Origin of the sequence: Actinoplanes sp. NPDC051513 (assembly GCF_044454685.1) — a bacterium.
GTDB lineage: Bacteria > Actinomycetota > Actinomycetes > Mycobacteriales > Micromonosporaceae > Actinoplanes.
The window spans coordinates 1,014,996-1,037,555 of record NZ_JBITDW010000001.1 but is presented as its reverse complement, the minus strand read 5'-3'; the positions used below and the strand labels follow the sequence as shown (position 1 = coordinate 1,037,555).

Annotated in this window: 20 protein-coding genes and 1 tRNA gene; 13 read left to right on the top strand and 8 right to left on the bottom strand. The window is 71.3% G+C overall.

The window, feature by feature from the left end:
• Positions 1-60: 60 nt before the first annotated feature.
• From ACIA5D_RS05025 to ACIA5D_RS05000, 6 genes are all read left to right on the top strand, one after another.
• Positions 61-1,962, top strand: a complete 1,902-nt coding sequence (locus tag ACIA5D_RS05025) for a diguanylate cyclase (RefSeq protein WP_396028499.1) — start codon at positions 61-63, stop codon at positions 1,960-1,962.
• Positions 1,963-2,010: 48 nt separating this feature from the next.
• On the top strand, positions 2,011-2,925 hold the full coding sequence (locus ACIA5D_RS05020; protein WP_396028498.1) for a UTP--glucose-1-phosphate uridylyltransferase: 915 nt from the start codon (positions 2,011-2,013) through the stop codon (positions 2,923-2,925).
• Positions 2,922-4,232 carry a gephyrin-like molybdotransferase Glp gene (gene glp / locus ACIA5D_RS05015; protein WP_396028497.1) on the top strand — a complete coding sequence of 437 codons (1,311 nt, stop codon included), beginning with the start codon at positions 2,922-2,924 and terminating at the stop codon, positions 4,230-4,232. The genes ACIA5D_RS05020 and glp overlap by 4 nt, the downstream gene beginning before the upstream one ends.
• Positions 4,233-4,254: 22 nt before the next feature.
• Positions 4,255-4,875, top strand: coding sequence for a GNAT family N-acetyltransferase (locus tag ACIA5D_RS05010; RefSeq protein ID WP_396028496.1), 621 nt, complete (start codon positions 4,255-4,257; stop codon positions 4,873-4,875).
• Positions 4,876-5,019: 144 nt separating this feature from the next.
• On the top strand, positions 5,020-5,760 hold the full coding sequence (locus tag ACIA5D_RS05005; protein WP_396028495.1) for a hypothetical protein: 741 nt from the start codon (positions 5,020-5,022) through the stop codon (positions 5,758-5,760).
• A 50-nt stretch (positions 5,761-5,810) separates the two neighbouring features.
• Positions 5,811-5,884: transfer RNA gene (locus ACIA5D_RS05000), tRNA-Ala, on the top strand.
• Between the two features lie 188 nt (positions 5,885-6,072).
• Here ACIA5D_RS05000 and ACIA5D_RS04995 read toward each other — a convergent pair.
• On the bottom strand, positions 6,073-6,624 hold the full coding sequence (locus ACIA5D_RS04995; RefSeq protein ID WP_396028494.1) for a carboxymuconolactone decarboxylase family protein: 552 nt from the start codon (positions 6,622-6,624) through the stop codon (positions 6,073-6,075).
• 134 nt (positions 6,625-6,758) lie between these two features.
• Between ACIA5D_RS04995 and ACIA5D_RS04990 the strand changes: the two genes are divergently transcribed.
• A complete protein-coding gene (locus ACIA5D_RS04990; protein ID WP_396028493.1) occupies positions 6,759-7,073 on the top strand; it encodes a winged helix-turn-helix transcriptional regulator in 315 nt (104 codons plus the stop codon).
• An 11-nt stretch (positions 7,074-7,084) separates the two neighbouring features.
• Here the strand turns inward: ACIA5D_RS04990 and ACIA5D_RS04985 are convergent, their stop codons facing one another.
• Positions 7,085-7,927, bottom strand: a complete 843-nt coding sequence (locus tag ACIA5D_RS04985; RefSeq protein WP_396028492.1) for a hypothetical protein — start codon at positions 7,925-7,927, stop codon at positions 7,085-7,087.
• A 138-nt stretch (positions 7,928-8,065) separates the two neighbouring features.
• Here ACIA5D_RS04985 and ACIA5D_RS04980 point away from each other — a divergent pair, with 138 nt between their 5' ends.
• Both ACIA5D_RS04980 and ACIA5D_RS04975 read left to right on the top strand, forming a co-directional pair.
• The gene (locus tag ACIA5D_RS04980; protein WP_396028491.1) at positions 8,066-8,938 is read left to right on the top strand and encodes an aldo/keto reductase; all 873 of its coding nucleotides are present in this window, start codon (positions 8,066-8,068) and stop codon (positions 8,936-8,938) included.
• Complete coding sequence (locus ACIA5D_RS04975; protein ID WP_396028490.1) at positions 8,935-9,711, top strand: SDR family NAD(P)-dependent oxidoreductase; 777 nt, start codon at positions 8,935-8,937, stop codon at positions 9,709-9,711. The genes ACIA5D_RS04980 and ACIA5D_RS04975 overlap by 4 nt, the downstream gene beginning before the upstream one ends.
• An 8-nt stretch (positions 9,712-9,719) precedes the next feature.
• Here ACIA5D_RS04975 and ACIA5D_RS04970 read toward each other — a convergent pair whose 3' ends face one another.
• Positions 9,720-10,166: an FxLYD domain-containing protein gene (locus ACIA5D_RS04970; RefSeq protein WP_396028489.1), complete on the bottom strand. Its 447-nt coding sequence runs from the start codon at positions 10,164-10,166 to the stop codon at positions 9,720-9,722.
• 474 nt (positions 10,167-10,640) lie between these two features.
• On the opposite strand from ACIA5D_RS04970, the gene ACIA5D_RS04965 reads away from it, so the two are divergent.
• Positions 10,641-11,885: a GAF domain-containing protein gene (locus ACIA5D_RS04965; RefSeq protein ID WP_396028488.1), complete on the top strand. Its 1,245-nt coding sequence runs from the start codon at positions 10,641-10,643 to the stop codon at positions 11,883-11,885.
• Between the two features lie 63 nt (positions 11,886-11,948).
• Here the strand turns inward: ACIA5D_RS04965 and ACIA5D_RS04960 are convergent, their stop codons facing one another.
• Together ACIA5D_RS04960 and ACIA5D_RS04955 are read right to left on the bottom strand one after the other, a co-directional pair.
• Positions 11,949-14,336 carry a bifunctional polysaccharide deacetylase/glycosyltransferase family 2 protein gene (locus ACIA5D_RS04960; RefSeq protein ID WP_396028601.1) on the bottom strand — a complete coding sequence of 796 codons (2,388 nt, stop codon included), beginning with the start codon at positions 14,334-14,336 and terminating at the stop codon, positions 11,949-11,951.
• Positions 14,336-15,118 (bottom strand): hypothetical protein, encoded by a 783-nt coding sequence (locus ACIA5D_RS04955; RefSeq protein ID WP_396028487.1) that lies wholly within the window; start codon positions 15,116-15,118, stop codon positions 14,336-14,338. The genes ACIA5D_RS04960 and ACIA5D_RS04955 overlap by 1 nt, the downstream gene beginning before the upstream one ends.
• Positions 15,119-15,229: 111 nt before the next feature.
• Between ACIA5D_RS04955 and ACIA5D_RS04950 the strand changes: the two genes are divergently transcribed.
• Positions 15,230-15,445, top strand: coding sequence for a hypothetical protein (locus ACIA5D_RS04950; protein WP_396028486.1), 216 nt, complete (start codon positions 15,230-15,232; stop codon positions 15,443-15,445).
• A gap of 145 nt (positions 15,446-15,590) precedes the next feature.
• Here the strand turns inward: ACIA5D_RS04950 and ACIA5D_RS04945 are convergent, their stop codons facing one another.
• Entirely contained in the window at positions 15,591-17,165 is a 1,575-nt protein-coding gene (locus ACIA5D_RS04945; RefSeq protein WP_396028485.1) for a dolichyl-phosphate-mannose--protein mannosyltransferase, read from the bottom strand.
• A gap of 76 nt (positions 17,166-17,241) precedes the next feature.
• On the opposite strand from ACIA5D_RS04945, the gene rsmI reads away from it, so the two are divergent.
• Entirely contained in the window at positions 17,242-18,099 is an 858-nt protein-coding gene (gene rsmI / locus ACIA5D_RS04940) for a 16S rRNA (cytidine(1402)-2'-O)-methyltransferase (RefSeq protein ID WP_396028484.1), read from the top strand.
• 105 nt (positions 18,100-18,204) lie between these two features.
• Here the strand turns inward: rsmI and ACIA5D_RS04935 are convergent, their stop codons facing one another.
• Positions 18,205-19,548 (bottom strand): hypothetical protein, encoded by a 1,344-nt coding sequence (locus ACIA5D_RS04935; protein WP_396028483.1) that lies wholly within the window; start codon positions 19,546-19,548, stop codon positions 18,205-18,207.
• 131 nt (positions 19,549-19,679) lie between these two features.
• Here ACIA5D_RS04935 and metG point away from each other — a divergent pair, with 131 nt between their 5' ends.
• Positions 19,680-21,476, top strand: a complete 1,797-nt coding sequence (metG, locus tag ACIA5D_RS04930; protein WP_396028482.1) for a methionine--tRNA ligase — start codon at positions 19,680-19,682, stop codon at positions 21,474-21,476.
• A 33-nt stretch (positions 21,477-21,509) separates the two neighbouring features.
• Here the strand turns inward: metG and ACIA5D_RS04925 are convergent, their stop codons facing one another.
• Positions 21,510-22,547, bottom strand: coding sequence for a hypothetical protein (locus ACIA5D_RS04925; protein WP_396028481.1), 1,038 nt, complete (start codon positions 22,545-22,547; stop codon positions 21,510-21,512).
• Between the last annotated feature and the right edge of the window lie 13 nt (positions 22,548-22,560).

Genomic DNA, 22,560 nt, shown 5'->3' with positions numbered 1-22,560 from the left:
CGGCAAACGGCGCACACTATGTCAGCATCGCTCCAAAGAGGGCCATTTCCGGGAGGATGCGTGACGCTACGTGGCCGGCTGACCGCCGCCTTCCTGGTGGTCGTTCTCGGTCCGGTCCTGCTCGGGTCCATCTTCGTCGCCCTGACCGTCACCACCGTGAGCCGGGATCGGGCGGCCGAGCGACTCGATCATGCCGCGACCACCCTGCGTACCGGAATCTCCGCCATCTGCCGACAGCTTCAGGCTGCGGCGGACGCGGTCGCGGTCGTGCCCGCCGATGATCGATCGCCGGTGGCGCGCCAGCTGATCGCCCGCGGTCTGGCCAGTGATATCCGGATATTCTCCGGCCAGTCCGGCGAGGAGTCCAAACCGTCCCGAACCGGTGATTGCGCCGCTCCGACCGGCACCACCACCTCCGCGATCGTCGCCACCGCCACCGTCGGCACCCAGCAGATCACCGCGGCGCAATCCGTCGACGAAGCCTTCCTCACCCGCCTCGCCGCCGCCAGCGGCGCACGCGTCACCCTCGGTAGCCATCACCGGCCCGGCGGTCGCGAGCTGGGCGTGGGGCCGGGCCAGCCGCTGCCGCTCACGCTCACCATCACCAAGAGCAAACCCCTTTTCCTGTACGCCGTGCTGCTCGCCGTCGTCTGCGCGGCCGCCCTCGCGTCGGTGCTGGTGGCGCGCTGGCTGGCGCACACCACCACCCGGCCGCTGGGCGATCTGGCGTGGGCGGCCGACCAGGTGGCCGGTGGCGATCTCGACACTCGGGTGCCGATCGTGCGGCCCGACGAGCTCGGCCGGCTGGCCGCCACGTTCAACCGGATGACGCGCGAGCTCAAGGCGTACGTGCAGGCGCTCACCGCCAGCCGCGACCAGCTCCGCGGCCACCTCGCGATCCTCGGCGAGACCCTGTCCAGCACCCACGACGTCGACCGGATCCTCCAGGTCATCCTGCGGACCGCGCTCGCCGCGACCGGCGCCCGCTCGGGACTCGTGCTGCTGCTCGACCCGGCCGGCGGTCATCTCGTGGCGCGCTGCGCGATCGGGCTGACCGGCGCCTGGGACCTGCCCGACGACAAGCTCGCGACGATGCGGTTGCCGGTCGGCTCGGGCGTGCTGGGCGCGGTCGCGGCGGCGGGCGAGTCGCGACGGGGACACGGAGAGATCGCCTCGGTCGAGCCGCCGTGCCGCACTTACGTGGCCGTGCCGATCCGCGCTCCCGTGGCCGTCGACGACCCGCTGCTGCCCAGCGAGCCGACGCCCGCCACGCTCGGCGTGCTCGCCCTCTACGACCGGGTCGGCGGGGACGACTTCGACGACGCCGACCTGCGCACGCTGCGCACCTTCGCCGGGCAGGCCGGGGTCGCCGTGCACAACGTGCGGGTGCACGAGGAGGCGCAGCGGCTCTCGCTTACCGACCCGCTCACCGGACTGTGGAATTACCGTTATCTGCGGGAATCGTTGCGCCGGGAGGTGGAGCGGGCGAGCCGGTTCGGCCGGATGCTGGCGGTGCTGGTGCTCGACCTCGACCACTTCAAGGAGGTCAACGACACGTACGGGCACGCGGCCGGTGACGCGGTGCTGGGCGAGTTCGCCCGCCGCATCCGGATCGGGCTGCGCGAGGTCGACGTGGCGTTCCGCCAGGGCGGGGAGGAGTTCGTGGTGCTGCTGCCGGAGACCGACGCGTACGGCGGGGCGATCGTGGCCGAGCGACTGGGCGCCGTGGTGCGCGACCGGCTGGTGCCGATCGAGGGGCGCGGCGCGATCCCGGTCACGGTCTCGATCGGGATCGCGGTCTACCCCGAGCACGGCGCCGACGCGCAGCGGGTGCTGCAAGCCGCGGACGACGCCTTGTACGCGGCGAAGAACGCGGGGCGCGACACCTACCGGCTCGCCGACCCGGCGAGGGGCGTGCCCACCGGTGGGCCGCAGCCGCCGCGCCAGGCGCACGGCCGATAGTCTCACGACATACCCGGGCACGATCTGAGCGAAGGTGCGGTGACCTCGATGACCCCGAACGCGCATGCGACCGGCCGCCGAGCGGTCAAGGCCGTCATTCCCGCGGCCGGTCTGGCCACCCGGTTCCTGCCGGCGACCAAGGCGGTGCCCAAGGAACTGCTGCCGGTGGTGGACCGGCCCGTCCTCCAATACATCGTGGAGGAGGCGGCGGCCGCCGGCATCACGGACGTGCTGCTGGTGACCGGCCGCGGCAAGACCTCCATGGTGGACCACTTCGACCGCCGCCCCGACGTCGAGCAGCGCCTCGAGGAGAAGGGCGACCTCGAGCGGCTCGCCGCCGTGCGCCGCACCAGCGAGCTGGCCGACATCTACACCTGCCGCCAGGGCGAGCCGCTCGGCCTGGGCCACGCGGTCGGCACCGCCGCCTCGCACGTCGGCGACAACGCGTTCGCGGTGCTGCTCGGCGACGAGTTCGTCGAGGAAGACAAGCCCCTGCTGCCGGACATGCTCGACCTCCAGGCGCGGACCGGCGGCATCGTCCTCGCCTTCATGGAGGTCAAGCCTTCGGAGACCTCGCGGTACGGCATCGCCTCGGTGGCGCCCTCTTCCTTCGGTGACGACATCGTCGAGGTGACGGGCCTGGTCGAGAAGCCCGCGCCCGACGAGGCGCCGAGCAACCTGGCCGTCCTCGGCCGTTACATCCTGCCCAGCTCGGTCTTCGAGGCGATCGACAACACCAAGCCCGGCAGCGGCGGCGAGATCCAGCTGACCGACGCGATGGCGCAGCTCCTCGCCGACGGCGTGCCGGTGCACGGCATCGTCTACCGCGGTCACCGCTACGACACCGGCATGCCTCTGGGCTACCTTCAAGCAGTGGTGATGTTGGCGAGCAAGCGCGCCGACCTCGGCGAGGAGTTCCGTGAGTGGCTCGCCGAGTTCGTCGCCGGCGGTGCGAAGGGATGACGGCGACGGCCGATGCCGAGGCGGCCGCCAACGAGCTGATGCCTCTCGCCGAATACCTGGGCAGCGTGCTGCGCAGGTTGCGGGCGCTGCCTCCGCTCGACCTCGACCTCACCCAGGCGCACGGCAACGTCCTCGCCGGCGATGTGCTCGCGCCGCACCCCTACCCCGCCTTCGACCAGGCCGCGATCGACGGATACGCGGCCCGGTGGGAAGACCTCGCGTCGGCCGGCCGGGTCGGCTCGCACCCGTCCTTCGGGCGGTTCGAGGGCGGGCCGCGGCCGGTGCGGCTCAACGTCGTCGGCGACCTCGGCGCGGCCAGCTGGCGTCCCGTGCGGCTCACCCCCGGCACCTGCTTCTCGGTGGCGGCCGGCGCGCCGCTGCCGATCGGCACCGACGTGGTCGTGCCGGTGCATTGGACCGACCAGGGCATGGCCGCGGTCGAGATCCTGCACGCGCCCAAACGCGGGTCAGGAGTCAGGCGTACGGGTGAGGAGCTGGCCGCCGGTCAGCTCCTCGCCTCCGCGGGCACGTACGTCACACCCGCGATGGTGGCCACGTTCGCGGCGTCCGGGATCGGGCACGTGATCGTGCGGCCCAGCCCCCGGGTCGTGGTCGTGGCCACCGGCGACGAACTCGTCGACGTGGGCCGGCCCAGCCAGCCCGGGCAGGTCGTCGACGCGAACTCACACGCGCTCACCGCCGCCGCGGTCGAGGCGGGCGCGCTCGCGTACCGGATCGGCATCTGCGACGACGACCCGGAAGGCCTGCGTGGCCTGCTGGAAGACCAGACTCTCCGGGCCGATCTGATCATCACGACCGGCGGCACCGGCACCGGCCCGGGCGACATGCTCCGGCGCGTCCTCTCCCGGCGCGACCCCGGCCGCGGCGTGGTCGAGTTCACCGACGTGGCCCTCTGCCCCGGCGCGACCCTCGGGTTCGGCACCGTCGGCGGCGAGGAGGTGCCGGTCGTCTGCCTGCCCGGCGAGCCCGGCGCCGCCCTGATCGGCTTCGAGGTCCTGGCCCGCCCGGTCATCCAGCTCCTCGCCGGCGCCGAGCCGGTGTTCCGCCCCAGCGTCAAGGCCCACTTGCTGGAGACGGTCTCCTCGCCCGGCGGCCTGCGCGAGTTCCGCCCCGCCCACGTGGCCGAGCGGCGCGGCGGTGGTTACACGGTGCAGCCTCTCGCCGGTGGGCCGTACACTCTCTCCGGCCTTGCCGAGGCCAACGGACTTCTGGTCCTCGGCGAGCGGGTCACCACGGCGGCCGCCGGCTCGACCGTGGACGTGTTGCTCCTCGACCGGAGGCGATGATGTCCTTTTTCGGCCGGCGGCCATGATGCTGGGCTCCACGCCCGGATGGCCTGCTGTGCTGGCGGACGGCGCTGTGCTGCTGCGGCCGTACAAGCGCAGCGACGCGCGGGCCTGGTCCGAGGTGCGCATCGCCAACCAGAAATGGCTCGCGCCGTGGGAGTCGTCGCCGCCCGGTCCCTGGTCCGAGATGAACTCGACCCGCGCATACGCGTACGTGTATTCGGACATGAAGCGGGCCGCCCGGCGCGGCGACAGCATGCCGTTCGCGGTCTGCCTCGACGATCGGCTCGTCGGGCACATCAATCTGGGCAACATCGTGCGACGGGCGTTCAGCTCCGCGTACGCGGGCTATTGGGTCGACGCCCGGGTGGCCGGCCGGGGCGTCATCCCCACGGCGCTGGCGCTCGCGGTCGACCACGCCTTCGGCCCCGGCGGGCTGCACCGCATCGAGGTCAACATCCGCCCCGAGAACGGGCCGTCCCGGCGGGTGGTGGAGAAGCTCGGCTTCCGCGAGGAGGCCTACCACCAGCGGTACATGCACATCGACGGCGCGTGGCGTGACCATCTTGGATACGCGCTGACCAGCGAGGAGGTGGCCGCCGAGGGCGGTCTGCTGGCCCGCTGGCGACGCGTACGTGCTTGAACCTTCGATCTTCGCAGCGTGACGCGCCCGGCGCGGCGCGCGCATTTCCGCAGCTCCCGCCCGTAGCCTCGGGGAGATTGGGTCTTGCGGTCCGCCTGTGTTACCGCTAATGCGGGCCGCCCGTAGCTGACGGGAGGGGTGAGGGTGCCGACCTCGGTGCTCCTCGCCGTCCTCGCCGCGGCCGGTCTGCTCGCTCTCGCGCCCGCGCTCGTGCGCCGGTACGACGCCACCGAGCGCCTGGCCGCGGAGCGGGCGTCGTCGACGGCGCGGGTGCTGCAGCGCCGCCGCCGTCGCCGCACCGTGCCCGGACGCCGACCGATCAACCCCGGACGGGCCGTGACGGTTACGGTGCTCGTCCCGACTTCCGCGCCGCCCGCGCCGCAGCGCCGCCTCCGCCTGGTCACCGGCAAGCGGCCGCCGCGACGCATCCCGACCCGGCGGCACACGCCGGCGGTGGTCCGGCGCCGGCGGGTCTTCGCGGCGCTCCTGCTGCTCAACGTGATCGAGCTGGTGGGGGTGCTGACGGTCGGGCCGGGGTTCTGGATCGGGTTCGCGGTTACCGGGTCGCTGCTGGCGCTCTATCTGGTGCATCTGCGGAACCGGGCGCTGGCCGACCGGCGTCGGCGGCGGGTCGAGGCTCGCGAGGCCGCGTGGCTGGCCGCTCGGCAGGCCGAGGTTCGGCGGGAGCAGGCACGGCGGGCGGCGGCCCGGCGGGAGGCCCAGCGGAGGCTGGCGGCGCAGCGGGAAGCCGTGCGGCGGGCCGCGATGGGGCTTGATCGAGATCCGTCCGAGCTGCCTGCGGCGGCGTCGGTTTCGTATCGTCGCGCCGGTGGGTTGCGAGGGCGGGCGTACGAGGCTGGGGGCGGGGGTCGGTTCGCGGGCTGACGGGCTGACCTGTTAGCCTTGCTGCTGTTCGACGGACAGTGTCCGTCGGCGGGGCTGTGGCGCAGACTGGTAGCGCACCTCGTTCGCATCGAGGGGGTCAGGGGTTCAAATCCCCTCAGCTCCACGAGTCGATAGGCGGCCTGTGTTCGCGGAAAGCGCGAACAGGGTCGCCTCGTCATATCTGCTCCGGGGGGCCGAGCCCCCGGACGCCCCGCGATGCTGTGGTTGCGCTTCCGTCTGGTGGTTGCGCTTCCGTCTGGTGGTTGCGCTTCCGTCTGGTGGTTGCGCTTCCGTCTGGTGGTTGCGCTTCTGTCATGGGATGTGGGGAGCGCCTGGCTCCAGCGGGAGGCGGGTGGCTCGGGCCACGAAGCTGATCGCGTGGTACCAGCCGCATAGCAGCAGCAGGTCGATCAGCTGGGGGTCGTCGAAGGCCTTGGTCAGGCGTGCCCACAGCTTGTCGTCGATGTCGCTGGTGTCGTGCAGAGCGTCCACGGCCTCGATCAGCAGGCGCTCGGTGTCGTCGGGCCAGCAGGGGTCGGTGGAGGCGCCGTGGACCAGGGCATGGTGCTGGTCGGGGGTCAGGGCTACCCGGGTGCCGAACGTCTGGGCGTGTACGGACCACTCGTACTCGCAGCCGCAGCGGGCGCAGGTGCGGTCGATGACTATCTCGCGCTGGCGCATGGTCAGGGTTAGGTCGCGGCCCAGTTCGTAACGGCCCCACGCGTGCATGGCGCTGGTCATCGGCAGGTTGCGGGCGAACAGGCGGAACAGGGCGATCGGCGGGACGCCGGGCGGCATCATGGCGGCCAGCAGGGCGCCGGCTTCCTCGGTGTACGGCGGTTCGAGTGTGGCGATGCGTGACATGACCCCTCCTGTTTCGGATTCCGAAACGGACGTTAGTGTTTCTGAAAACGAAACGCAAGGAGGAGGGTATGCCGGTTCCGCTTCCGGGGAGGCCGGTTCGTGGCTCCACGACCGGGCGGCCGATCATGGCGGCGATGGATCTGCTGGGGCGCCGCTGGGCGCTGCGGCTGATCTGGGAGTTGCGGGACGGGCCGGTGGGCGCGCGTGCGCTGCTGGCTCGCTGCGAAGGGTTGTCGTCGAGCGTGCTTTACCAGCGGCTCGGGGAGCTCACCGGGAGCGGGCTCGCGCTGGGCGGCAATGAGGGGTACGAGCTGACGCCGCTCGGGAAGGACCTCGGGCGGGCGCTCGGGCCGCTCGACGAGTGGGCGAACCGCTGGGCTGAATTGCCGGGCGAGCGCGGCAAATCGGGCGATCCGCAGGGCGATTGGACAGGCCATACGCCCCGGTGAGTGGACAGGCCTTACGCCCGGGTGAGCGACCGCTCCGCGACCGGCCAGCCGAGCAAGGTGCGCAGCTCTTCGGGGGTGGCCAGCTCGTCGGCACCCAGCTCGGCTCGGGCGATCTGGCGGGCCGCCGTCGGGTCGGGGTCGTGGCCGTACACCTCGGGCCACTGCCGGCGCAGGCGGGGCTCGCCGCCGAAGGTCGGGTCGGCGTTGTCGAGGACCATCGGGTCGCCGTAGACCGCGCCTTGGCAACCGGCCAGCAGGCCGTACCAGATCGCGCTGCACAGGCGGTTGGAGACGACGCGGCGGTGACGCCGCAGCTCGGCGAGCTGGCGCACCAGGAACCCGCGGTCGTGGTCGCGCCACCAGAAGCCGCGGTAGCCGTGGCAGATGACGCGGAAGCCGGCCTTCTCGTACAGCCGGCGGATCGCCTTGACCCGGTGCTCGTTCCAGTACAGACAGACCGTGACGGGGCCGGACTCGTGGGCCTTGAGCTCGGCGATGAGGCGGCGGTGGTCGCCCATCACCTCCTGACCCTCCCAGCCGTGGAACGGGTAGAAGATCGTGCCCTCGCGCTCGTCTTCCGTGGCGATAGGCTCCATCTCGAGCAGGTACGCGAACGGCGAGCCGACCACCACCGCGTCGCGCCGGCCCTGGGACCAGGCGCGGCGGCGCACCTGCTCGGACCAGACCAGCAGCGGGCTGCCCTCGACGAACGGCACGCCGGGGGCGAGGCCGTCGCCGATGTTCCACCCGTGCTGGAGGTAACCCTGGATGCGCGGCGGATGCAGCGGCTCGGGCAGCGCGCAGTACTTGGCCAGCACGTGGGCGTGGCCGTAGTAGTAGTTCGCGTGATGCATGCCCTCACCGACCCCGAGATCCCGCGGGAAAACCGCCCGGAATACGTTCGGTTCCGGCGCTGAATCGTAGCGCGGGCGCCGAGGCGGGCTCGGCGCGCGCAGGCACGTTGAACTGCGGATTAACGGGAAGTGTGGCCCATGAGAACACGGCAGCGCGGCGACTATTCGCAGTCGGCGCTGGTGCTCGGCACGGCCCAGTTCGGCGGCGCGTACGGCATCGCCAACCGCACCGGCGTGCCCGGCGAGACCGCAAGTGAACGCATCCTGGCCACCGCCCGCGAGCTCGGCGTCACCCACATCGACACGGCCCGCGCGTACGGCGACAGCGAGCAGCGCATCGGCGCCGTCGACCACGGCCTCTCGGTGATCACCAAGGTGGCGCCGGGCGGGGACGTGCGGGCCGGGGTCGACGCCAGCCGGGCCGCCCTGCGCGCCACCGGGCCGCTGACGATCCTGCTGCACCGCGCGGCCGACGCCGGCGTGAGCTGGAGCGAGCTGCGGAAGTGCCTGGACACCGGGGAGGCCGATCGGGTCGGCGTCTCCGTGCAGTCACCCGACGAGCTGCGACGGGTGCTCGACCTGCCCGACCTGGGGTACGTCCAGCTGCCCTGCAACATCCTCGATCGGCGGTGGCTCGACATCGATCTGGCCGCACGGCCCGAGCTCGTGGTGACCGTGCGGAGCGCGTACCTGCAAGGTTTGCTTGTCGCCGGGACCTCGGTGACCTGGCCGCACCTGCCGGACGGCGACCGCGACGCCGTCGTCGCGACGCTGGACAAGCTCGCGGCCGATTTCGGCCGCGAGGGACGCGCCGACCTGTGCCTTGCCTACCTGTTCTCGCTGCCCTGGGTGACCTCGCTGGTGGTCGGCGCCGAGACCGAGGAGCAGCTGCGCGCCAACGCCGAGCTGATCGACCGCGAGCCGCTCACCGCCGGCCAGCGCGAGCAGGTCCTGGCCGCGCTGCCCGAGATGCCGGTGGAGCTGCTCGACCCGAGCCGGTGGTCGAAATGATCACGCCGAACGATCTCTTCGGCCTCGACGGCAAGGTCGCGGTCGTCACCGGGGCCACCGGACGGCTCGGCCGGGTGATGGCCGAGGCCCTGGCCGGCGCCGGAGCGACTGTCTGGCTGGTGGGACGCGACCAGGGCAAGCTGGACTCCCTGGCGAGCGAATGGAACTGCCCGGCGATGAGATGCGACGTGACCGTCGACGAGGACGTCGCCGCGCTCGGCGCGCGAATCAGGGACGAGAGCGGCCGCCTCGACGTGCTCGTGCACAACGCGCATGTCGGCAAGGCCGGCTCGCTGCGCACGGCGAAGCCCTCCGACTACCTGGAGGCCGCCGACCTGGCGTTGTCCGCCTTCCAGCGGCTGCTGGACGCGACCCGTGACCTGCTGGTCACCACGGCCGCCTACAGCTCGCCGTCGGTGATCGCCGTCGCCTCGATGTACGGGCTGGTCAGCCCCAAACCGTTTCTGTACGACACGCCCGAGGGCGGCAATCCGCCCTTCTACGGCGCGGTCAAGGCGGGCCTGGTGCAGCTCGCCCGGTACGCCGCGGTGGAGCTGGGCCCGGCCGGCGTGCGGGTGAACTGCCTGACGCCCGGCGCGTTCCCGGGCGGCGGCGACCCCGAGCTGCTGGCCCGGCTCGGCCGGCAGAACCCGCTCGGCAGGGTCGGCGACCCGGCCGAGATCGCCACCTCGGTGCTCTACCTCGCCTCTCCGCGCACCAGCTACGTCACCGGTGCGAATCTCGTGATCGACGGAGGCTGGACGGCCTGGTGAAGGGGTGATCAGGCGACCGCGGTGACCTTGCAGGTCATCGACGCGTCCGCGTTCGTGTCGAGGATCGTGCTCTGGTCGACGCTCTCGGTGTCACCCGACCCGATGTCGCGCACCAGCGCCGTGTCGGTGTCGAGCAGCTTGCCGGCCCCGTCGTGGTATTCGACGCGGATCGTCGCGGTCTGCGTGTCGGAGCTGCGGTTGTGCACCTCGAGGCCGATGGTGGCGACGCTGCCGCTGGCGTTGCACTTGGTCACCTTGACGTCGAAGCCGGTTCCCGAGTTGCGTCCGAACAGGTAGTACGCGCCGAAGCCGAGAACCAGGACCACGACGCCGATGAGCACCGCGTACGAGGCGGAGAAGCCCGACCGCTGGGGCGGCGGCGGAACCTCCCGTTGGGGCAGCGGGGCCTGCTGCCAGTCCGAAGGGGACTGCGCCGGCTCCCATTGGGGCCGCATCGGAAGCTGCGGCGGCGAGACAGGCTGCCCCTGTACGGGCGGCGCCCAGCTCGGCGGCTGCGCCCAGGACGGCTGCTGTGGCTGTTGCGGGTGTTGCGGTTGATGTGGCGGTGTCCAGGCGGGCGGCTGCCCGCCCGCATGCCGGGGCCCCTGCTCACCGGCAGGCGGCCAACGGTCGGGCGAGGGAGGGTATCCCTGCGGGGGATTCGCGTAAGACATCGAGCATCCTTGCACGATGGTGTGGGGGCGCTCACAGAGTGGTCCTAAACTTGATCGACGTCGAGAGTGGGACCAGAGACTCGGATGATCGTCAAGGGAAACTGGATGATCGGATGATTTCACCCAGCGTAACTATGGTGCGGATTGAAAACGATCAATCTTGGCACAGACATAGATCAGACGTTTTTGTTTCGTGAAATCCGAAAAATGCTACTTTCGGGTGGTATCTCTGGAGCAAGTCTTCGGAGGTGACGCATGCAAGCTCCCCTGCCCGACAACGAAATCGATCGTCTCGGCGCCCTGTACGCGCTCGACATCCTCGACAGCGCGCCCGAACAGGATTTCGACGACATCGTGGCGCTCGCGTCGAGTGTGTGCGGTACGCCGATGTCCTTGGTCACCCTGGTCGACACCGACCGCCAGTGGTTCAAGGCCCGGGTCGGCACCGACCTCACCGAGACCTCGCGCGACCTGTCGTTCTCCGCGCACGCGATACTCGGCCGTGACCTGCTGGTCGTCCCCGACGCCACCAAGGACGCCCGGTTCTCGGACAACCCGTCGGTGGACATGGAGGGCGGCATCCGGTTCTATGCCGGCTCGCCCCTGATCACCTCCGACGGGTACGCGCTCGGCACGCTCTGCGTGATGGACAAGAAGCCGCGCAGCCTCGACGTCGAGCAGCAGCAGGCGCTGCGCGCGCTGGCCCGCCAGGTCACCTCGCAGATCGAGCTGCGCCGGCACGCGATCGCGCTGGCCAGCACCACGGCCCGGCTGCAGGAGCTGGAACGCCGCAAGGACGATCTCGCCGGGCTGGTCGGCGGCGACTTGCGGGCGCCACTGCGGCTGATCTCGTCCTATCTGGACAAGCTGGGCAGCACCGGCTTCCACGACGCCGAGATGGCCGAGCTGGTCGGCCGGGCGACGGCCGGGCACATCCGCGGCTTCCTCGACCTGTTGCAGCACCTGAACACGATGGCGGAGGCCGGTTTCGGCAGCGAGAGCCTGCACATGCGGCAGATCGACCTGACCCGGATCACCCAGCGCGCGGTCGAGTCGGTGCGCCCGATCGCCGCGACCAAGCAGATCTGGATTCTCAACCATGCCGGTGGTCCGGCTTTGCCGATCATCGCCGATCCCGTACGCCTCGAGCAGGTGCTCACCCATCTGCTGTTCGCGGCCGTGAAGTACACGCCGGTCGGGGGCCGGGTGCGGGTCGGCACCGAGATCGAGTCGGGCCCGACCGTCCGCCTCGACGACATGGACCTGCCCGGCGGCGCGCGGCCCGATCTGTTCCCGCACCTCTACTACGGTGCGATCGCGAACCCGTCGGAGATCCCCGGCCCGGACCGCGGCCTCGCGGTGGCGAAGAAGATCCTCGACGCGCACCACGCCACGGTGGCGCTCTCCGACCGGCCGGGCGACGGCACCTCGCTGCACGTCGTGTTCCCGTTCGCGCAGGCGACGTCGGCCGAGCAGATCGCCGAGCTGGTGGCCGCCTGAGTCGCACCGGGTTTCATCGCCGACCCGCCCGCCCGGCTGCAGTTCGGGCGGGCGGGCCGGCGTCTACCCGGTGTAGACCCGGCCGGAGCCGCCACCCGGGGGCGAGCCGGCTGACGGAAGGTCCTCGGGGTCCAGCCGGGCCTGCGCCGGCACCGCCGGACGGGCCACGGCACGCCCGGCCGCGGGGTGCGCCGCCGGCCGCTCCTGTCCGATCGTGGGCGGCCACGTGTCGAGGGCCGGCGCTACCGGCTCCTGCGGCAGGTCGGGAAGGCTCTCGCGCGGCGTCAGGCCGGCCCGGTGCAGCTTGTGCCAGCGCAGCCGGCCGCCGGTCAGCGCGGTCGTCGCCGACTGCATCAGCACCAGGTACATCAGCTGCCGGTAGGCGAACTGCTGGAGCGGCAGCCGCCACAGCGGGCGCATCGATTCCTTGTCGAAGCGGAATGCCACCGCGGCCGTGAACAGCTGCAGCGCGAGCATGCCCAGCCAGGCCACCAGCGTCTCGTTCAGCTCCCAGAACACCAGGCCGTAGACGAGCATGACGTCGACGACCGGGGCGAGCATCGGCAGCGCCACCCCGAACAGCGCCAGGAACGGCAGCCCGACCCGGCCGAACCGGCCCGACGATCCGGAGTCGAACAGCGACCGGCGGTGCTTCCACATCGCCTGCATGGTGCCGTAGCTCCACCGGTAGCGCTGCCGGTACAACTGCTCGAGGGTGGCCGGCGCCTCGGTCCAGGCCTTGGCGCGCTCCTCGTACACGACCCGCCAGCCGGCCCGGCACAGCGCCATCGTGACGTCGGTGTCCTCGGCCAGCGTCTCGTCACTGATCCCGCCGACCTCGGCGAGGGCCTCGCGGCGGAACCCGCCGATCGCGCCGGGCACGGTCGGCATGCAGTTGAGAACCTCGTACAGGCGGCGGTCGAGGTTGAAGCCGATCACGTACTCGATGTGCTGCCAGGCGGCGACCATCCGCTCCCGGTTGCCGACCTTGACGTTGCCGGCGACCGCGCCCACCGTCGGGTCGGCGAACGCCTGCACCAGCATCCGGATCGAGTCCTTCTCGAAGACGGTGTCGCCGTCGACGGTGACGATCAGGTCGTGCTTGGCCAGCGCGATGCCGGTGTTCAGCGCGTTCGCCTTGCCGCCGTTGGGCACCCGCACCACCCGTACGCCCGGCAGGGCCATCCGCTCGACCAGCGCGGCGGTGCCGTCGGTGGAGCCGTCGTCGACGACCACCACCTCGATCCCGCCCGGGTGGTCGCCGCCGGCCAGCGAGCGGACGGCCGCCTCGATGCCCTCCTTCTCGTTGTAGGCGGGCACGATCACCGACACGGGGTCGGTCACCGGGGGACCCCAGCTCCAATCGGGCTTGCGGCGCTGCCGGGCGTGGCGCGTCGCGAGGAGCAGCAACAGTCCCGTACGCCCGATGGTGAGCGACCCGACCACCAGGAACAGGCCCGCGATCAGCCACAGCAGACCGTCGGCGGCGCGGACCGTCCCGATCACCGCGGCCCCGCGCCATTCGTCGCTCCGCGGCGCGGCCGGGTTCTCCTCCAGCGCCGGCACGGGCGTGGCGTCCTTGGCCTTGTTGCGCTGGGCGATGCTCTGGTTGAGGCCCTCGGTGACGGTGGTGAACCGGTAGCCGCGGGCCTTCATCATCGGGATGAACTCGCGCAGTGCCCGGACGGTCTGCGAGCGGTCGCCGCCGGCGTCATGGAACAGGATGACCGCGGACGTGTCGCCGGGTGGCGTCGCGTTGCGGATGATCTGGTGTACGCCGGGCCGTTGCCAGTCCTCGCTGTCCATGTCGTTGACGACGACCAGATAGCCCTGCTTCCCGGCCTCCTTGACCAGCTTCCAGTTCACGTCGTCGATGGCGTTGGCCTTCGACGAGTACGGGAAGCGGGCCAGGTTGGTGTGCACACCGGTGGCGCGGGCGACCGCGACCTGGGTCTGCGACAGCTCGAAGGTGCGCCGCCAGGGCGCGATCCGCTGCATGTTCGGGTGGGTGAAGGTGTGCAGGCCGACCTCGTTGCCGCCGTCGGTGATGCGCCTGGTGAGCTCGGGGTTCCGGGCCACCTCGGAGCCGATCACGAAGAACGTGCCGTGCGCGTCGTTCTCGGCCAGCACGTCCAGGACCTGCGGTGTCCAGGTGGGGTCCGGGCCGTCGTCGAAGGTGAGCGCGATCGTGTGGTCCGGCATCCGGCTGCTGCTCTCCTGGCCGCCGGTGGTGTTGATGACCGGGCCGCCGCCGCGGATCGCGAGCGGGACGCCGTCCTGGTCGCCGACCTCGGTCTCGGCGTGGTCGCTGGTGAACTCGGCGTTGATGTACGCCTGGACGACCAGGACGCCGACGAAGACGGCGAGCAGGAGGGTGGCCAGGGCGACGCGGGGCTGGGGCAGGAGCCGGCGGCGGACGGGGCCGCGGCCCTTGCCCCGGCCGCGGGTGATCACGCAGCGGCCCCGGAGACGGCGGGCTCGGGCTCAGGCTCGGGCGCCGGCTGGGACGACGCGGGCGGTTCCGGGGCGGCGGTCCTGGTCGGCGCGGCGGTCGGCGCGCCGGTCGACTCGGCGGTCGGCTCGTTCGATCCCGAGGACTCCGAGGAGCCGCCGCCCTGTCCGCCGGAGCCGGGCTCGGTGGTTGTTCCGCCGCCCCCGCCGGCCGGCGGCTGCGGCGCGACGGTCGCGGGCGTCGTGGCCGGCGTGGTCGCGGGCGTTGTCGTGGTCGACTCGACCGGCCGGGTGGTCGTGGCGGACGGCTTGGGCTTGGTCGTCGTGGCCGGCTTGCCGGTCGCGCTCGTCGTCCTCGCCGCCTTCGACGGGATCTTGGTGGATTCGAGGCGCGGTGCCACGGTGCTCGCCCCGCCGGTGCGGCGCGGCAGGGCATCGGTGAGGAACACCGGCGTCGGCGGCTGGCTCGGGGCCGGCGTCGGCGCGGGGGTCGAGCCGGGCCGGGCCGGGGCCTTGGTGTCGTTGCCGGTGGCGGTCTCGAGCCCGGGCAGCGGCAGCACGGCGCTGGACTTCACCGGGCCGCCGGCCAGGCTGACGCTGATCAGGCCGCCGTAGAGCATGACCAGGCCGCCGAACCCGTACGCGAGACGGCGCAGCAGCCGGCTGCGGCGGCCGGTGGTGTCCACGAACACCGGCGCCGGCAGCGCCGCCGGGATCACCACCTCGGTGTCGGGGATGTCGCGCTCGACGAATTGCGGGTTATCTGGCTCCTGCGAAGTCACGCGGCGAGCTTAAAAACATCTATCGCGATCTTGGGGACACTCACTCCACGGGGTGACGGATGATCGCTATCGCTAAATCAACCGAAATGATGAGTGTGGACGTTTGACCAGATGGGCATCGGTGTGTGTTGCTCGGCAAAGGTCGCTTCTGAGCAGGAGCACAATGGAAAGCACTCTGAGGTTACGCCAATTCGCCGAAGCATTTCCTGTCGCATCAACGACTCTTTCGGCGCCATTTTCGCGAAAACAATTCACGGCGCGATTGGTCGATCTTATGGTGATACAACCGTTATGTCCGATGTGGCGCGTGGCTTGATCGAAATTTGAAGTTCAGTGGGCGACCCGTTGTGCCTGACATCGGAGGTCGTTAAGCTTCACCTTGCGCGCCCCTATCGCCCGCTTCCCCCGTGGCAGGCGATCGGGGCGCGCCCTTATGTGCAGGGCCCTGAATTCCTCGGTGCCCCTAGCCCCTTCAAATCCACCGGCCGCCGAGCCACATGCGTGACGACCAGCTCTCGTACGAGATGAGTTGTCCCACGAATATCGGGTGGAAGTAGGCGAAGCAGAGCGCCACCAGCACCACGTAGGCGCCCGCCACCACCGTCCCGATCAACTGCCGGTCGGATCTGCCCTTGCCGGAGACCACCCCGGTCGACGGCGTCATGATCGCGCCGAGGACGTAGACGACCGCGAGGATGAGGAACGGCAGTGCGGGCAGGACGTAGAACGAGAACATCGTCCGCCCGTCCTTCACCGCGTAGTAGAACCACGGCAGGATCCCGCCGAGCAGCGGCACGAGGATCGCCCAGGCCCGCCAGTCGCGCCGCGCGATGCCGAACCAGATCAGCGCCGCGAGGGCCGGCAGGAACGACCACCACAGGATCGGTGTGCCCAGCAGCAGGATCTCGCGGGCGCAGCTGGGCGCGCCGCAGTTGCCGCTGTTGTTCCAGTAGAAGGCGACCGGCCGGCCGAGCAGAAGCCACTGCCACGGCCAGGACTGGTAGACGTGCCGCTCGGTCAGCCCGCTGTGGAAGTTGAACGCCTCGACGTGGTAGTGCCACAGGTTGCGCAGCGCCCCGATGACCGGCGGCTCGCTGAGCCCGTTGGCCTCGCGGTAGTGCCGGAAGTACCCGGTGTTGGTGACGAACCAGCCGGTCCACGTCGACAGGTACGTGAACAGAGCGACCCAGACGGTCACGATGCCCCAGCCGATGTCGCCGAAGATGCCCGCCACGATCGGCTGCTGGATGCCCGCCGAGCGGCGTGCCTGCCAGCGCCAGGCCAGGATCAGCACGCCGAAGAACGGCAGGAAGAACAGCGCGCTCCACTTCACCCCGCAGGCCATCCCGAACAGCACGCCCGCGACGAGCAGCCACCACGGCACGATCCGCGGAATCGAGGCGGTCTTGCCGGGGGCGTAGCCGTCTTCCAGCGCGCGCAGCAGCCGGCGGCGGTAGTGGTCGCGGTCGAGCAGGATGGCGGCGAAGCTGGCCAGCACGAACAGGCCGATGAAGATGTCGAGAAGCGACGTGCGCGACAGCACCAGCTGGAAGCCGTCGAGCGCCATGAGCAGTCCGGCCGTGCCGGCCAGCAGCACCGAGTGGAACAGTCGGTAGGCGACCCGGATCAGGATGAGGATCATCAGGGTGCCGGCGACCGCGGCGGGGAACCGCCAGCCCAGCTCCTTGTTGCCGAAGATCAGCTCGCCGAGCGCGATCAGCCACTTGCCCAGCGGCGGGTGCACCACGTACGCGGGGCCGTTGGTCTTCTCGTCCCACTCGACGCCATGGTGGATCAGGTCCCACGCGTCGGTCGGGTAATACACCTCGTCGAAGATGTAGCCCTTGGGCTGGCCCAGGTTCTGGAAGCGCAGGATCGCCCCGATCACCACGACGAGGAGCGTGACCGCCCATGAATGCGGGTTCAGCCAGTTCTCGAGGGTGGCCAGGCGGCGGCGGACGATCTCGGGCACGCCGCGTGCGCCGGTGGGTTCCGCCGCCTGAGGTGGCTCCGGAGTGAGTTCTGTCTCAGCTGTCGCCGTGGTCACCCCGCGATCCTAGGACGTACCGCTGAGAAGCGATGCCCGCCGTCGGCGCGTCCCGTCGTGTGATGGACTTTCGGGCGTGGCAGCGAACGAGAACGGGCCGGGCCGGGTGGTGCTCGCCGGGGCGCCGCTGGGCAATATCGGCGACGCGTCGGCCCGGCTGCGCGAGGTTCTGGCCTCGGCGGATGTGGTCGCGGCCGAGGACACCCGGCGGCTGGCGCGGCTGGCGCGCGATCTCGGCGTGACCGTGACCGGCCGGGTGGTGTCCTATTTCGAGGGCAACGACGAGCGGCGTACGCCCGAGCTGGTCGAGGCCCTCGAGCGCGGCGCGACGGTCGCGGTGGTCACCGACGGCGGCATGCCGAGCGTCTCCGACCCCGGTTACCGCCTGGTCCGAGCGGCGCTGGACGCCGGTTTCCCGGTCACCGCGGCGCCCGGTCCGAGCGCGGTGACCACGGCCCTGGCACTGTCGGGGCTGCCCAGCGACCGGTTCGTCTTCGAGGGCTTCCTCCCGCGTTCCGGGTCGCATCGCCGATCGCGCCTGCGCGAGCTCGCCGCCGAGCCCCGCACGCTGGTGTTCTTCGAGGCGCCGCACCGCATCGCGGCCGCGCTGGCCGACCTGGTGCCGGCGTTCGGCGACGATCGGCCCGCCGCGGTGTGCCGGGAGCTGACCAAGACCTACGAGGAGATCCGCCGCGGCACGCTCGCCGAGCTGGCGCGGTGGGCCGCCGAGGGGGAGCCGCGTGGCGAGATCACGCTGGTGGTGGCGGGCGCGCCGGCCGGTCCGCCGCCGCGCCCGAGCGACGAGGAGCTGCGCGAGGCGGTCGCCGAGCGCGAGGCCGCCGGCGCGTCCCGCCGCGACGCGATCCAGGCGGTGGCCGGCGATTTCGGCCTCAAGAAGCGCGAGGTCTACAGCCTCGTGCACGGTTCACCGTAGGCGCCGGTTCTCGACGGGCGCCGGTTCTCAGTAGGCGCCGATCAGGAAACTTCTCAGTAGGCGCCGATCAGGAAACTTCTCAGTAGGCGCCGATCAGGAAACTTCTCAGTAGGCGCCGATCAGGAAGCCGAGCAGCAGGAGCATCGGCCCGGCCAGGCTGGCCAGCACCGCGCCGCGTCTGGCCCGCCGGGTCTCGAGGCGGCGCGCGCCGGTGACGCCCGCTATGGCGTAGCCGCAGAACAGCACCAGGAGGAAGCCGAGCAGCCAGCGCAGCTGGAGCAGCGGGCTGGTGTTGCCCAGGTAGGCGCGGGGGCTGTCCGGGCTGACCATGCGCGCCGGCGAGACGGTGCCGGGCACGTGGTGGCCGGGTCCGACGCCGAGCAGCGTCACCCGGCTGATCGTGTAGCGGCCGTCGGCGGCGGCGAACCGTCCGGCGCAATGCTGGGTGACGCCCGAGCTGGTGCAGGCGCTCACGGTCGCGTAGCCGCGGTCGCCGTGCCCCATGGCCAGCCAGAACGGCTCGGCGCTGACCCAGGCGAAGAACGCGGCGAGCAGGCCCAGCGCGACCAGCGAGGCGGAGGCGGCGACCGGGGTGCGCGGGGCAGCCCGGCGGGCGCCGCGGCGGCCGACCGCGTGCGCGGGCCGGTCGTCCGGTGGTGGCTCGAGGACCTGCTCGGGGTCGGTGTGCCAGAACGGCGAGTTCTCGAGGCGCTCCAGCCGGGCGTCGGTCTGCGGGTCGCCGGTGGCGCGCGGCAGCGGCTCGGTGGGATGGGAGCGGCGGGTCTGCGGTATCGGGCCGTGCTCGATCGGCCTGGACTCCGCTGGGGCCGGCTCCGGTGGGGCCGATTCTGGCGGTGGGGCCGGCTCGAGTGGCACCGTGGGGCGGTTGCGGACGCTGGGCTCGGGCAGCACCATCACGTCCGGCTCCTCCGCCTCGGCGACTGCGGTCTCTCCCTCGACGACCGCTCGCTCGGCGGTGGTCTCGACCGCCCAGTCGGGCTTCGGCTCCTCCACGGGGCCCTTTTCGGGCGCCAGGGCAGGTTGGTCGGCTGCGACGGTGGCGGCGGTGCGGCGCGCGCGGTGCCCGGCCGCCGGGCGCAGCGGGTCGTACCGGTGGGCGTCCACCTGGTCGTGGTGGCGTTCCACGGGCGCGGTCTCGGCGAATTGCCTCGTGGTGTCGCGGACGCCGGCCTCGTGCGCCCCGCCGGCCTCGCCGGTACGTGTGGGCCCGGCCTCCTCGGGCGGCAGCAGGGTCCCGGTGCCGCCCTGGGCGGCCTCCGCCTGGTGCTGCGGGGTGCGCCGGCGCGCGTGCGGGGACCGGCCGGTGGGCGGCTCGGTGGGTGAGCGGTCGGTCTCGCCGCGCCACCACCCCGGGTCGGGATCGGAGAACGACCATGGGTTGCCCTCGGTGGGGGGCTTCTCCCCAGGTTGCGGCGTCTCTCCGATCACGGCTCCATTGGACTACGCGGCACCCCGGTGATCACGCACAATTGGCGCGTGTCGCCATAAATGAGTATCTCGCCGTGGGCAGAACGAATCCGTTCGCGGGCCGGGTCCGCCGCTCATTACTCTTAGGAACCATGAGTCACGTTCTCGCCGCGGTTGCCTGGCCCTACGCCAACGGCCCGCGCCACATCGGTCATGTGTCCGGCTTCGGAGTGCCCTCCGACGTCTTCAGCCGGTACATGCGGATGTCCGGTCACGACGTGCTCATGGTCTCGGGCACCGACGAGCACGGCACCCCGATCCAGGTGCAGGCGGACGCCGACGGGGTGACCCCGCGCGAGCTGGCCGACCGGTACAACCAGGTGATCGTCGAAGACCTGCACGGTCTCGGCCTGACCTACGACCTGTTCACCCGCACGACCACCCGCAACCACTACGCCGTGGTGCAGGAGCTGTTCTCGGTCCTGTTCAAGAACGGGTACATCGTCCGGCGCACGACGCTGGGCGCGATCTCGCCGTCGACCGGGCGCACCCTGCCCGATCGGTACATCGAGGGCACCTGCCCGATCTGCGGCTACGAGAGCGCCCGCGGCGACCAGTGCGACAACTGCGGCAACCAGCTCGACCCCGAGCAGCTGATCAACCCGCGTTCCAAGATCAACGGGGAGACCCCGGAGTTCGTCGAGACCGAGCACTTCTTTCTCGACCTGCCGGCGTTCGCCCAGGCGATCGGCCACTGGCTCGACCAGCGGGAGAACTGGCGCCCCAACGTGCTGAAGTTCTCCCGCAACCTGCTCGACGACCTGCAGCCGCGGGCGATCACCCGCGACCTCGAGTGGGGTGTGCCGATCCCGCTCGACGACTGGCGTGACCGCAACGACAAGCGCATCTACGTCTGGTTCGACGCCGTGATCGGCTACCTGTCCGCCTCGATCGAGTGGGCCCGCCGCTCCGGCGACCCCGAGGCGTGGCGGCAGTGGTGGTCGGCCGACGGGCTGGGCAAGGACGCGCAGTCGTACTACTTCATGGGCAAGGACAACATCGTCTTCCACTCGGTGATCTGGCCGGCGCTGCTGCTGGGTTACTCGGGCGAGGGCGACAAGGGCGGCGAGCCGGGCGAGCTCGGCAAGCTCAACCTGCCCACCGAGGTCGTCTCGAGCGAGTACCTGACGATGGAGGGCAAGAAGTTCTCCTCGTCGCGCCGGGTCGTCATCTACGTACGTGACTTCCTGGCGCGCTACGACGCCGACGCGCTGCGGTATTTCATCGCCGCGGCCGGCCCCGAGTCGACCGACACCGACTTCACCTGGGCCGAGTTCGTCCGCCGCAACAACGACGAGCTGGTCGCCGGCTGGGGCAACCTGGTCAACCGCTCGATCTCGATGGCGGCGAAGAACTTCGGCGTCATCCCGTCGCCCGGTCCGCTCACCGCGGAAGACGAAGCCCTGCTCGCCGTCGCGAAGGCCGGGTTCGCCACGGTCGGCGAGCTGATCGGCAAGCATCGGCAGAAGGCGGCGATCGGCGAGGCGATGAAGGTGGTCGCCGAGGCGAACAAATACCTCTCCGACCAGGCCCCGTGGAAGCTCAAGTCCGAGGAGGAGAAGCCCCGCCAGGCCACCATCCTGCACGTGGCGCTGCAGGTGGTCAGCGACGCGAACACGTTGCTGACCCCGTTCCTGCCGCACTCCGCGCAGAAGGTGTTCGAGCTGCTCGGCGGCGCGGGCGTGCACGCGCCGATGCCGCGCATCGAGCAGGTCGACGACCTGGACGGCGGTCCGTCCTACCCGGTGCTGACGGGCGACTACACGGTGGGCGCCAAGTGGGAATCGGTTCCGCTGGTCGCCGGCACCCCGCTCGCTCCGCCGAAGCCGGTTTTCCGCAAGCTCGACCCCTCGGTGATCGAGGAGGAACTGGCCCGCCTCGAGGGCTGATCTTGCCGTTGCATCCCCATCCCCTACGCGTTTCTACAACGTGTAGGGGATGTCTGCTATGTGGTGGTCCATGAGCTCGCCGACGGGGGCCCAGGTCTCGTAGACGCCGCGCTCGTAGCAGCGGGCGCCGGTCGCGTTGAGGGTTTCGGCGTCCGGGCGGACCAGGCGCAGGCGGGCCCAGCTGTCGTCGCGCTGCAGCACCCAGCACGGCGTGTTGCGCCACAGGGCCTGCTCGGCGCGGCGGCTCAGCGTGCTCACCGGGTACCGGGCGGCGCGGGTCAGGGCCCGCACCCGGAACTCGTCGGGCGGGTCGGCGACCGCCTCGTACTCCTTGTCCTTGATCTGGCCGACCAGCTTGGCCGAGCCGGGCGTCGTGCAGGGCACATACTCCCGGTCGGGGCTGACGCCCGGCAGGTTGTCCAGCAGGGGACGCCAGCGCGGGCCGGCCAGCCGCAGCCACCCGTGCTGCTCCGGCTGGTAGGAGTACAGCAGGATCTCCTCGCCACCCGACACGTACGCGATGATCTGCGCATTTGCCGGAATCGGCAGGTCGGCGAAGCCCGCGGTGACGTACTCGGGGATGAGGTCGTCGGTGCTCGGGCTGAAGCCGGTGCCCAGGACCATCGCGCCGACCCGGGAGTGTGCGGGCAGCAGCGCGAGTCCGGGCTGGGCGGGCCCGGCGGGCACCTCGTAGTCGAGCGGATCCACGGCCCGCCAGCGCAGCGCGTACGCGACCTCGGCGCCCTCGACCGCGCCGTCGGTGGCCAGCAGGGTGAGTGCCTGGGGGTCGTGCAGGTGCGCGATGTCGCAGGAGCGGTAGCAGAAGCCGTACGGAAGCCAGCCGCCCAGATGCCCGGCGACCTGAGCGGGGGAGAGAACCTTGGTCATCCGGGTGCCGCGGCGGATCGCCGCGGTCGCGCGGATGCGCCGCAGCATCACATCGTCGCGGTACGCCGCGGACTGGCTCATCCGCTGAACCTGGGTCCAGGTGAGATCACGGCGCAAGGGCGCCGACAGGGGCGGCTCGAGTGGATCAGCGCCGACCGCGCTGTCCTCGCCGGTCAAGGTCACCCGGCGCAAACTA